This window comes from Vibrio sp. MED222, assembly GCF_000153005.1.
GTDB lineage: Bacteria > Pseudomonadota > Gammaproteobacteria > Enterobacterales > Vibrionaceae > Vibrio > Vibrio tasmaniensis_A.
On sequence record NZ_CH902606.1, the window covers coordinates 1167914 to 1180249 of the forward strand.

A 12336-nucleotide genomic window follows, 5' to 3' on the forward strand; every position below is an offset into this window, starting at 1 on the left:
GCCTAACGCCTGCATAACACGTTTGCTACCATGCAGATTAAGCTCAAATTTACCACTTAACACGGTAAACTCAAAGAAACCCAGAATGCCGAATGTAGCAAATCGTATTGATGCATTTGTTAGCACGTTTCATCGCGGACTAATAATAATCTGTGTTCAAACGTCGGATATATTTTATTTAATAAATCGAGCGTCATGTTAGTTAATTTGACTAAATCTTTCTCTGCGTGATCTTCATATTTAGGTCGAGGCAATGGTACACGATGTAGTCTGTGCAACGGATTCAAACATGTCGTAAAAACGGTATCTCGAACAGCACACCATTGCCCATGAGCATACGTTGAAGGCCATGAGTAATATGCATCGTATATATCTTTACATTTGCCTATAATCGACATTTTTCTCAGGTCGATTTTAGCCCAATTGCCTAGTTCAATATCTTGAAAATCCATATAGATATCTTCATTAGCTAAACTTTCAATTTGTGATTTTTTCAAATATTCAGGCTTATCCTCTAAAACTTCCTCTAGCTTAATAAATGTTAATTTTGCTTGGCTTGACCCATATGTACGATATACATCCCACATTTTCTTATCATTAGTAGCAACCAAGTATGAGAATGTAATATATAGTTCAGCTAATACTCTTAATGAAAATTTAGATGTTACCATTATCCCCGAAGACAATAATCCTTCCCTAGAGATAGTTAACGCATAAAAACAAAATCCAAATGAAGCATCCCTTTTAGCCTGTACATGTGTAAAAGTATCAGTTTCCACAAAGTGCTGACTAAGCTCACCCCAACAACTTTCTATACTTTCAAGTGTTTTTGTAATATTAAATGAAGCTTCATATTTAGCTGGTGACGAAATAAAACAATCTGTTTTATTTTTACATTCAGCCCAAAACGCTCTTGAATATATTTCTTTATCTGTTTTATAACTATCATTTTCTAATACCGTATTACTGATCGACATTTCAGTACTTCGGATAAATGGCCTAACTTTTCTTTGGTCTTGATAATATGGATATTCTTGAAACTCTTTATATTGTTCTTCATTTTGTAGCACTAACATACCTGAATTTACACTCGGTAATAAATACGCCCATCGACAATCAGTCGCTTCTTGTGACTGATGATCTAATAATAGAGCAGTAGTTTGTGCTAAAACTTTCCAATCTTCTTTTTTAACATCAACCTCTCCACAAAATTCAAGCCACTTTTCGCGCATTGGTAGACAATCTAACAATAAAAGTGGTCTCAAAGCTGATTTTGATTCAGGGTGTAAACTTAAAACATTAAAAAATTCATTTTTTAATGTTTTATCAATAATAGAAAGGCCATAAAGACCTATTCTTGGCATTTTCTTTTCACCTTCGTCAATACCTTTATGCTCCAACCCTAGCTTAGTTCCAATTTCTCTGAAAACCTCTAGGGCATTATCTCTACTAAGCCCATTAATCAATAAACCAGCCCACAACATACAAGGAAGACGGTCATTAACCCAAGACATAGAGTTTCGGTTTGGAATTTGATTAAATGGAGCAATTAAACTACTTCCTTTTTTTTGATGTGAGTCTAATTTTCCTTTATTTTTTTTCTTATTAGCCATTACAACTCCAATTATTTATAATGTAAAAGAGCAATATCAGACCTCAAAGCTGAACGAAAATTCGTACGTGCTTTCCAAATTTTATCTGCTTGTATTTTGGTATATTTTTCACCATCGCCAGGGTTATTTCCCAATTCTTTTCGTAGCGAATAATATGATTTAATTACATCCTTAGATAAAAACAATCCTGCTTCATTTTCTGCCCATAAATTTAACTCAGTTAACACATTAGCTTGCAGATCTTTTGAAATAATTAGTTCAGGAGCTTTTCTTTTCTGTATTTTTGAAACGATTAAAAAAGCTTTTGGATATAACTCAATTCGCTTTTCATACAACTTTTCAGTAAACTTATTTTTGATTTCCGTTTTAAGTTTTTTCTCAGCCATATTGTTTTGATACACATTCGTAACAAAACTAATCAAAGCAACAAAAAGTGATACGCCTCCTGCAATAATCGCAGTCATTAATTTTTCTGAAATTTCCATACTACCCTTTTTATAATTAACTTAAAAAACGTGCTAACGAATGACATGGATTCCCCCTACCGAAGATCTGCCACACTTATGTGGTACTTAAATGCATCGGAGGCACCATGTCTGATTATTCTTATTTCTGCGGTATCGACCTAGCTAAAAACCACTTTAGTCTTCATGCCGTAGACCAAAATGGTAAGGTCATACTTCATAAGTCAGTAACTCGCTCTAAACTACTGACTACAATAGCAAATATGCCACTCATGCGTATAGGCGTTGAAGCGTGTGGTGGTGCACATTATTGGGCAAGAACACTCAATACACTCGGTCACGACGCCCGCATTATGGCCGTTAAATACGTAATTCCTTATCGAACTAAGGGAAAAAACGACCTTAATGATGCTGTTGCCATATGCGAAGCTGTTCAGCGACCATCAACTCGCTTTGTACCCGTAAAATCCCCCGAGCAACAAGCCATCTTATCGGTACATAGAATGAGAGAGCATTGGGTTCGTGAACGTACCGCGCTTATGAATCGCATGCGTGCCCTACTCTCTGAATTCGGGTTGGTCATTCCTGTTGGCCGCTCTTCGTTAATGAAACAGGTTCCCTTAATGCTGGAAGACGCAGAAAATGAACTGCCACACCTCGCAAGAACGGTGATTGCCGATGCTTATCACCACCTTGGAGAATTGAATCAACGTATCGCCGATACTGAACAAGTCTTCGATTCTTTTGCTAAGGTCAGCACTAATGTTCAACGAGTGATGAAGGTTCGGGGCATTGGACCTCAAACCGCGACTGCGATACTCGCTTCGATAGGCAATGGCACTCAATTTGATAAAAGCCGTGATTTTTCTGCTTGGCTAGGACTCGTACCAAAGCAATATTCGACGGGAGGAAAGCCTCGCTTAGGTCGAATAACCAAACACGGCGACAAATACTTACGAACACTATTAGTTCACGGGGCAAGGACAGTCATTGCCAACCTTGGCGACAAGCAAGATAAGCTAAGTCAGTGGTGTCGAGGCGTTCTAGAACGAAGAGGAATGAACCGAGCGATAGTGGCACTTGCCGCGAAGAACGCACGAATTATATGGTCGCTTTTACACAATCAAACCGAATATGAAAACTATGCTGCTTAAGTAGAAACCTAAGCAGCATAAAGAGTTAAACCCACCGGGTCATTGCAGACGCTAATGATGGAGATAGGTTAAGACCACTTGCGGAGAGCCTGTTAATGCGGCGGACACACCAGATGTCATCTAACGAATAAGGCACCGCAGTCGCGCAAGTCATCAGGGCCACGACGTATGCGAATCGTCGATAAGTAGGCCGAATGTAGAGCGGCAGTCCAAAACCCATCAACATAAGTTTAGCGGATGTTTGACAACCGGGGGAATCCATGTAGCCCTGTTAAGGGGTGAGCAACGCAATACCTAAGCCGCCGCATACCACCTTAATCACTTAAACCAACGCATGGTAAAAATGCCATGCGTTGCGAATCCATCTTGAACAGTTTGTTATATTTTTTTGTTACCTAAGATTAGATTCATTGCTTTCTTTAGCGCAACTAGCCCATCCTTATCTCTTGGTAAAACATTGAGTAAAACATCTTCATCAAGGTATTCATCAAAATAATACTCTCGACCATGTTGAAGTGGTTGCCACTTATTTGTTACACAAAAATCTTCAATTTGCTGAAATATATTCTCAAATATTCTTCTAGAAGACTCACTGGCTTTTTCAACCATATCAAAGAAATCAACTTTCTCATGACCAAGGTCATAACCAAATTGATGCCCACGGACAACCATTAATTTTGTACTTGGCTCTCCCATACCCAAGTAATTAACATTCTCTCTTACTCTTCGAAGTGTTTTGTAATCCATATCATCTTTCCAATGAAGTTGATCCTCAAGCCACTTTTCAATTTTGTTATGTTTCATACTTTTCATATTTTCCAGGTGGAAAGTATGATCAGTATTAATGAGAGCAAATCCCACATGAAATACAGCATAGTAATATCCGATAACAGCATTCATATAATTATTACTTTCTTTTGCCGCTTCAGCTGAGCCCCACATCGCAGCCCCCCATGCTATATGAGAACCTATATTCATTTCTCTTAGGTGTTGTTCTTTATCGTCCATTAAAACTCCATAAATAAATTAAAAATATAACATTTTAATATCGTGCAAGCACGAATCCATCCGCTTAACATATCAAAAAGGTCGCTCATAACCAACTGAATGCTATGCATTTAATATAAAAGTGGGTCTAAACATTAAGTGTGAAAACGTGCAAGCACATATTGCCGACTATGTAACGCTCGGCCTCATTCTTAACCACCGACAAATCTGCATTGTAATCAATAATTTAAAATAAACCTCTCGTTAAATTCGTGCTCAATCAGAGTTAAAAACCACTCTTTTTTAAGTCATTAATTATTCTACAAGCAATAAACTGTCTGTATGTACAGATTTTGTGAGGGGAATATATGGCGAGTCAATTCATGCAGGCAATTTGCGAACATATGACGATGCGAGGCTATAGTCGCAAGACAATCAAAGCCTACTGTTACTGGATAAAATACTTCATTCATTTTCATAAGCTTAAACACCCTGAACAGATGCATGCCGCTGAAGTTGTCTCCTTTCTTTCTCATTTAGCTAATCAACAAAAAGTCGCCATCAATACTCAAAAGGTAGCTCTCAATGCTCTAGCCTATTGATACAATCAATTTATTAAGCAACTTCTAAAGTCAGGCTCCGATATCAGAACGGTTCAAGAGCTACTGGGGCACAGTGATGTCAAGACAACTCAAATATACACTCACGTTATTGGGCAACACTTTAGTGGCACGACTAGCCCACTAGACGGCCTATAGCGAAACTCCCTCATCGATAGTTGAACCTTGGCTTGATGGCTTCTGTCTAGCAAAGTTGTCTGATATGGTGACGGCAGAACTTCAGCAATTGTTTAGATAGTATTGAATATGAAAACACTAACCATACTTGATGGCGGCATGGGCCGAGAACTCAAAGAAATTGGCGCGCCATTTTCTCAACCACTTTGGAGTGCTCAAGCGCTGATTGAGGCACCCGATTTTGTTAGCCAAGCGCATCAAAACTTTGTCGATGCTGGTGCTGAAATCCTGATCACCAATAGCTACGCCTGTGTACCTTTTCATTTGGGTGAAGAGCTGTTCAAACAACAAGGTTTTGAACTCGCAGAGCTATCTGGCGAACTGGCTAAAGCCGTTGCTGACAATGCCCCTCACACAGTGAAAGTAGCAGGCGCGATTCCACCGCCATTTGGCAGCTACCGACCAGACTTGTTTAAGGTCGAAGAAGCAGCCCCTATCATTCAAACCCTTTACGATGCGCAAGACCCAAACATCGACCTTTGGATCGCGGAAACGATTTGTAGCCTGCAAGAATTCGAATCCATTCATGCAGTACTCAAGCAATCAAACAAACCGTGTTATTACGCCTTTAGTTTGGAAGACACCAAGGGCGATTCTGCCAGCATTCGTTCTGGCGAGAGCGTAACAGACGCCATCAAACTGGCCTGCCAATCCAACGCTACAGGCGTTATGTTTAATTGCTCAGTGCCTGAAGTGATGGATCAAGCCATCATCGATACTAAAAAAGTGATCGAAGAACTAGGCTGTGATCTGGAAATCGGTGTCTATGCGAACAACTTCGCGCCGATCAGCAGCGAACATGAGGCCAATGACATGCTTCAAGAGATGCGTGAGCTGGATGGCCAAGGTTACCTAGCTTACGCCAAACGCTGGCACGCATTGGGTGCGAATATCGTCGGTGGCTGTTGTGGCATCGGACCAAAACACATTCAAGCCCTAGCCGATTGGAAACGCTCCCTACAGAGCTAATCCTGAGCTTCAACTAGAATAAAATAAATAGAGAACAGGTTGAGAAATCTGTTCTCTATTTGTATGTGGCGTCTCTGAGTACACTGAGACAAAACAACGATTTGGAGTAACTGATGAGCGACACGCAACGCAAAATTAAATGGGGCATCGCAGGGCTAGGTAATATCGCGAATCGATTCGCAGCGGCAGTCACAGAGCACTGTTTGCATGGTGAGCTTTATGCGGTTGCCGCGAGAGACCATACACGCGCAGCCACGTTCGCCAACAAGTTTGGTTGCGACAAGGCTTATGGTTCTTATGAAGAGATGGCGAATGACCCAGCAGTAGAAGCGGTTTACATCGCCACCGTTCACCCATACCACCAGCCACTCGCAGAACTGTTTCTAAAGAACAATAAGCACGTATTGGTCGAGAAGCCGGCTTTTACCAACCTTGCTGACTGGCTTGAGATGAAAGCCCTCGCCAAGCAAAATGGCGTGATGCTGTTAGAAGCGATGAAAACCGTGGTGTTTCCCGCGTATCGTGAGCTCCAATCATTCTTGGTCGATAACCACATTCAAATAGATTCAATCGAAGCCAGCTTTGGCAACCATCACGACTATGAGCCCGATTTGTTTATCTTCAATCCGGATTTGTCAGGCGGATCAACGCTCGATGTTGGGGTCTATGGGCTTTGGTTCTTCTACGATCTATGCCGAACACTGGGTGTGAACCCTTCAAAACCTCAGGTAAAGATGTCGTGTCTTTATGAGGGGGCAAATGTTGATACCGATGCGTACTTTACCTTCTCTGGTGATATGAACGGTAAGATATCGGCATCAACAGTGCAAAACCTTCCCCGATCAGCGCACTTGAGTGGGCCTGATACTAAGATCACCATTCACGAAAAATGGTGGAATCCGGCCTTTATTGAGATTGAACATCAAGGGAAAAAATCGACCATCAACTACCCAGTGACAGGGAATGGATTCGAGTTTGAAATCGACCATTTTTCAGATTTGGTGCTTCAAGGCAAAACTGAATCGAATATCCTAAGATCAGAGATAACCTCTCGAGTTCTCGATACGATGGAAAACGCACTCATTGACTCTGGCTATCCACATTTAACTCAACCTCGTCGTTAGGAAAAGCAAATTGGGCAACCTTAAGCGCAAGCTTGAACTGTATGAAAAGATATTTCAGGCTTTTGGGCCTGGAGTATCACATTGTCAGGTTAACCAACTGGCCACACTGCTGCACGTGAGTGAACGTCACGTTCAAACCTTACTCAAAGCGATGACAGCGCAAGGCTGGATTGAGTGGCAAGCCAGTTCAGGCCGAAGTAAGAAAGCACAGCTGACGTGTCTGGTTGAGCCCATTGAGGCGTGTTACCAATACGCACAAACCCAAGCCGATGCGGGTAATATAGAACAGGTGTTTAGCACCTTAAGCTTCAATGGCCGCAATGCTGGCGCTGAGTTGCAAGCCTTTCTAAGCAATACCAATTCGTCGGCGCAGAATATCGCGTATATCCCGTTTCACCGAGAGCTCGAGGCTCTTCACCCTCAACGAGTACTTAGACGCACCGAACGCTTCCTAGTGATGCAAGTTTGCCAACGCCTAACCTCTGTTAAGCACGGTAAACTCAGCGGCGATCTGGCTTATCATTGGCAGCCTAATGAAGATGCGACACGGTGGCACTTTCAAATACGTAATGGCGTTCACTTTCATAAAGGTCGAACACTCGAACCTCAAGACATAGCGCGCAACCTTAATTCACTCTGCCAAAGCAAAATATGGCGTCGCTGTTATCAGCATATTGATGAGGTCTCTGCCTCGGCAGGTAATGTGGTTGTCGTGAAATTGAATCAACCTGATTGGCATTTACCGCGCTTACTTTCCAGAGTTGAAGCCTCCGTATTTGATCCCTCATCACCGACTGATAGGCTGATTGGATCTGGCGCGTTCTCATTAGACATCTTCTCAAGCAAGATGTTGAGATTAAGCCGTAATAGCGCGTATTCACACAGCACGCCGATTCTCAATCGAGTCGAGTTGTGGGTCTATCCAGAATGGGCACAGAGCAAAGCCTGCGCTCAAAATCAGGTGTGCGTGAAACTGCCCGAAAAGACCACCAACGTGCGTGGTGGCGACCATTATTCCAAACCGGAATTCGGCTCAACCTTCTTTAAGATTCAAAACCCAGCGTTGTCGAAAACAGAGCGTGAATTCACCGTTGAAGACACCTCTGAATGCCAAGCCCTTTTCGAGCTGTTGTCTGTGTCTGGCGACCACAAAACCAGCGTGGAATATGGAAACTACCTAACTAGCTACCTAACAACCAAAGACGTCGTGTTGTGCAGCATTATTGATGAGAACGACCCCTTCACTTCGTGGTTAAGCTTTTTCACTCGCTTCCCGTTTGAGGACTTGGCGCTGCCTGCTGAAATGCTAGAGAAAATCCAACAAGGCTTAGCCGAAATAAGAAACCAGCCAAACTTTGAATTAGCGATGAATGCACTGTTGGCATTCAAGCATTGGTTGAATGCAACTGGGAATGTGGTTGAGCTTAAGCAAGAGGCGTTCAACTTAGAGGTTTCTGAAAAGATACACGGCGCGCAAGTGAATGGTTTCGGTTGGTGCGAACTCGATCAGTTGTGGATTAACCATTTGTAACTAATCAATCAACACCAACGAATCTAGAATGCCTTTGCCGCTGTGGATTCCACCTTCGTTTTCGCTGGCGGGTTTGCTGCGGATTAAGTAACCCGCGTAACCTTCCAGTTCGGTCACTGGCTTACCTTGGTAGTAAGCGGTAAATAGGCCGACTTCGCTGACTAAATCTGTCACTAGCGTTTGTTGAGTGTCACGCACTGCAATGGTTGGTACGTCGCGTTGGTGTGGATACAAGCGCTGCATCAATGCCCACGCATCGTACTCTTCTGGTTTAAGCTGGCTCAGTTGTTCGCTGATGTCGTCACCAAATACACAATGGCCACCGCCCTCACCTTGGTTTTTCAGCACCCACTCTTGCTTGTTAGCTTGTGTGTTAAACCATTCAATCGAGTCACTGGTGATTGGCTTCATATCTGCTAAAACACTCTTCACCAATTCCGCATCTTCTAGCGTTAAACCCCAACGTGCGTATTCAGATGCTGGCATCATGGTCAGCAGCATTTGCATGGTTTTACTGGTCGCTAATTGTTGATTGATGGTCGCGTTCATTGCGACATGGTGTTGTTCCATAAACACGCGCGTTTGGCTTAGTGTATGACAACAAACCGATTCGTTGAGTTCTGGAGCCCAGTAGTCTGAATACTGATAGCCAGCTCTTAAATACACCACATCGACAGCGCCGACATCTTGCAGTAACAAACGTTGGTTATCACCCGATGAAAGCTGACAGCTCAATTGCTCAAAGGTACGACGAACCGTACGTACACCCTGCTTTTGCAGTTCAATTTCGAGTAGGTGTTGGTCGTAAACATTGTCTTCATTCTTTTGTACTACCATCAAGAATGTTGGCTTATCTGAATCATTAAAGTCAGCTCGCACTTTTCTTGCTGAAGTCGCTATACCATAAGCCAACTGCGTTAAGCCTTGGTTTTCAGCAGGAGTTGCAGATTTATCTTCAAGCCAGCTCTGATAAGTCTCAGGCCATTGATTTTGCATGTAATCATGGAACTCTGTGGCCTTTTGCCCAAACGGAGCCATACCTGCAGCAATGCCATTAAACTCGATCACTTTCGCACCATGTTGGCGATCATCCATGAAGTCAGTACGCATTAATAACAGCGGTTGGCGAGCAGGATAAAGTCGATGAGACACCTCGCCATGCGCTTGTTGATGCAGCTCCATCAAGCGGCCAAAAAACGGATCAGCTTTGGCCATATCACTCAGTGATGACTGCAAGAAATCATGATCTTCGGAAACATTGCTGATTAACTTGGTGATCAGCGGTGTTACCTTCAACAAGTGTTCAAAAACCTCGCGCTCCATAGTCATAGGAGCAATGCTGAAAGGACAATGCCTAGCAGTATTATCTGACTGGCGAAACGCAACACCGTGCATGATCGCCCACTCACACGCGTCTTCAATAATTTGTTGTGGTAACCGTGGAATTGTCATCTCTCATCTTCCAAATAAAAATAGCACCCAGAATAAGACGAAGCTTAATTCCAAAAGACGAAATAAAACTGGATTTTTTATCAAACAACTACGTTTGTTTTATCTTTCAAAAGCTTGAATAGATTATACATCTCAACTATCGAGTCTGCTCGATGATCAGATCGCGCAACCATTTATGGCTAGGTTCTGAATCGAAGTATTTGTGCCATAGAAGGAACAAGCCTCCCGGCACCAAATCAACCGGGACAGGCTTCATCACCAACTCTCCACTATCAATGTAATCGCGTACCGAGTTGTATGGGTAACACATAAGTAAATCACTCTGCTTACACAGCTTAATGGCACTGGTGATGTCTGAAACATTCGCGGCTTTGTTGATTTCAAGCTGCTTTGAGTTAAGCACTTCCATCAATAACCAGTCACCCGCTCCACCCGTCACCAACTGTATGTGTCGATACTTCAAGAAAGTGTCGAGGTTCCACTCTTCCAGCAAGGCTGGGTGGTCATTTCGCATCAAACACACCGAGTAATCCAAGCACAGTTCCACGTAATCCAACTCGTCAGGGATACACTGCACGTGGGTAGAAGCGCGTTCATCCAATTCGAAAATACCAATGCCAAAATCCACCTCACGTTTGAGTAAGCGCTTGAAGCTGTCGCTGCTCCACGTCGAACTGTTGATGGTAATGTGCGGCGCATCGGCAAGTGCTGTCGGCATAAAATGCGGATAGATCGCTGTGTAGGCGGTTTCAACAAGGTCTATAGTGAAGGTACGCTCACTGTCTTTAGGATCGAAAACTTCGGGAACGGTCAGCTTTTCGATTTGCAGTAGAATTTGGTGGATCTTAGGCGCTAACGCGAGTGCTTTGGGTGTGGGAAATAGCCCTTTAGATTCTCGCTCAAACAGCGGATCATCAAACAAAGCTCTGAGTTTGGTGAGCTGTTTACTTACCGCAGATTGACTCAAAAAGAGTCGCTCTGCGGTTTTGCTCACGCTTCGCTCTTCAATGAGAACGTGCAGGCAAAGCAGCAAATTCATATCGCATTTAAGTAAGCTTTTAACATCTACCATGATATTCCCTAAATTCAGGTTAATGATGATTAATTGTCACTTTAAATCATATCATTGTCTTGGTAAATTTAGCGCATGTGAGTTAAAACACTCAAAGAATAATAGAATTAAGGAATACTCATGGATTTTCTAGCACTACCAAAGATTGATTTACACTGCCACCTAGACGGAAGTGTTCGCCCAGACACGATTATTGACCTAGCAAAACAGTACAATATCGAACTACCTGAAGATCGCGACGCGGTTGTTCAATCTCTAACGGTGCCAGAAGATTGCAAAAACCTAGATGAGTACCTGGCTTGTTTCAGCCTGCCACTGCAAGTAATGCAGACTGAAGAAGCGATTGAACGTATCTCTTTTGAGCTTTACGAAGACGCTGCACTAGAAAACGTTAAATACCTAGAAGTTCGCTTCGCACCAATCCTGCACGTAAATAAAGGTCTGTCTCTTGATACGATCATTGCAAGTGCAGTAAAAGGCATGAAGCGCGCTGAAGAGAAATACGACATCAGAGGCAACTACATCATGTCTGTGCTTCGTATGTTCCCTAAAGATTCTATCAAAGACGTAATCGACGCAGGCCAACCCTACCTAGGTAAAGGTGTTGTGGCGTTTGATATCGCGGGCGGCGAAAAACCAGGCTTCTGTGCTGAATTCCCTGAATACACGCAATACGCTCTTGAAAAAGGCTACCGCATTACCGTGCATGCTGGCGAGCAATGGCATGGTCAAAACGTTTACGATGCAGTGACAATGCTTGACGCTGAACGCATCGGCCACGGTGTTCACATCCAAGGTAACGAAGACGCATACAACATCGTTAAAGAGAAGCAAGTTGCGCTTGAAACTTGCCCAACAAGTAACGTTCAAACTAAATGTATTCACCAATTCAGCGATCACCCAATTGCTGAATTCAAAAAAGATGGCATCGTTGTAACGATCAACACAGACAACCGCACTGTGTCGAACACAACCATGACCAACGAAGTGAAGCGTGTGTGTGAAACATTCGGCCTAACAAAAGAAGACTACGTAGAAATCTACAAATACTCAGTCGACAGCGCTTTTGCTTCAGACGAAGTGAAACAGCACCTAATGGGTTTCGTTGAGCAAATCTAATTTGGCAAAGCGCGCCTTTTGCTGAATAGCAGGGCTCACTTAGCATTAGTGCTT

Annotated in this window: 11 protein-coding genes and 1 pseudogene; 7 read left to right on the top strand and 5 right to left on the bottom strand. The window is 42.9% G+C overall.

Features of this window, described 5'->3' with window-relative positions:
• Positions 1-119: 119 nt before the first annotated feature.
• Entirely contained in the window at positions 120-1613 is a 1494-nt protein-coding gene (locus tag MED222_RS16495) for a DUF5677 domain-containing protein (protein ID WP_009845953.1), read from the bottom strand.
• Between the two features lie 11 nt (positions 1614-1624).
• On the bottom strand, positions 1625-2098 hold the full coding sequence (locus MED222_RS16490) for a hypothetical protein (protein ID WP_009845954.1): 474 nt from the start codon (positions 2096-2098) through the stop codon (positions 1625-1627).
• A gap of 107 nt (positions 2099-2205) precedes the next feature.
• Here MED222_RS16490 and MED222_RS16485 point away from each other — a divergent pair, with 107 nt between their 5' ends.
• Entirely contained in the window at positions 2206-3231 is a 1026-nt protein-coding gene (locus MED222_RS16485; protein ID WP_009845955.1) for an IS110-like element ISVisp6 family transposase, read from the top strand.
• A 378-nt stretch (positions 3232-3609) separates the two neighbouring features.
• Here MED222_RS16485 and MED222_RS16480 read toward each other — a convergent pair whose 3' ends face one another.
• Positions 3610-4239: a hypothetical protein gene (locus MED222_RS16480; protein WP_009845956.1), complete on the bottom strand. Its 630-nt coding sequence runs from the start codon at positions 4237-4239 to the stop codon at positions 3610-3612.
• Between the two features lie 347 nt (positions 4240-4586).
• Between MED222_RS16480 and MED222_RS22815 the strand changes: the two genes are divergently transcribed.
• The 5 genes and pseudogenes from MED222_RS22815 (at position 4587) to MED222_RS16465 (ending at position 8639) form a co-directional block, all read left to right on the top strand.
• Complete coding sequence (locus MED222_RS22815) at positions 4587-4820, top strand: site-specific integrase (protein WP_009845957.1); 234 nt, start codon at positions 4587-4589, stop codon at positions 4818-4820.
• A 3-nt stretch (positions 4821-4823) separates the two neighbouring features.
• Positions 4824-4976 (top strand): annotated as a pseudogene (locus MED222_RS22820) (tyrosine-type recombinase/integrase); the annotation flags it as partial.
• A gap of 108 nt (positions 4977-5084) precedes the next feature.
• Complete coding sequence (locus MED222_RS16475) at positions 5085-5984, top strand: homocysteine S-methyltransferase family protein (protein ID WP_009845958.1); 900 nt, start codon at positions 5085-5087, stop codon at positions 5982-5984.
• A gap of 113 nt (positions 5985-6097) precedes the next feature.
• Positions 6098-7108 carry a Gfo/Idh/MocA family protein gene (locus MED222_RS16470; RefSeq protein WP_009845959.1) on the top strand — a complete coding sequence of 337 codons (1011 nt, stop codon included), beginning with the start codon at positions 6098-6100 and terminating at the stop codon, positions 7106-7108.
• A gap of 10 nt (positions 7109-7118) precedes the next feature.
• Positions 7119-8639 carry an SgrR family transcriptional regulator gene (locus tag MED222_RS16465; protein WP_009845960.1) on the top strand — a complete coding sequence of 507 codons (1521 nt, stop codon included), beginning with the start codon at positions 7119-7121 and terminating at the stop codon, positions 8637-8639.
• Here the strand turns inward: MED222_RS16465 and MED222_RS16460 are convergent, their stop codons facing one another.
• Both MED222_RS16460 and MED222_RS16455 read right to left on the bottom strand, forming a co-directional pair.
• The gene (locus tag MED222_RS16460; protein ID WP_009845961.1) at positions 8640-10091 is read right to left on the bottom strand and encodes a glutathione synthase; all 1452 of its coding nucleotides are present in this window, start codon (positions 10089-10091) and stop codon (positions 8640-8642) included.
• Positions 10092-10227: 136 nt separating this feature from the next.
• Entirely contained in the window at positions 10228-11163 is a 936-nt protein-coding gene (locus MED222_RS16455) for a LysR substrate-binding domain-containing protein (RefSeq protein WP_009845962.1), read from the bottom strand.
• A gap of 120 nt (positions 11164-11283) precedes the next feature.
• On the opposite strand from MED222_RS16455, the gene add reads away from it, so the two are divergent.
• On the top strand, positions 11284-12282 hold the full coding sequence (gene add / locus MED222_RS16450; RefSeq protein ID WP_009845963.1) for an adenosine deaminase: 999 nt from the start codon (positions 11284-11286) through the stop codon (positions 12280-12282).
• The last annotated feature ends 54 nt before the right edge of the window (positions 12283-12336 follow it).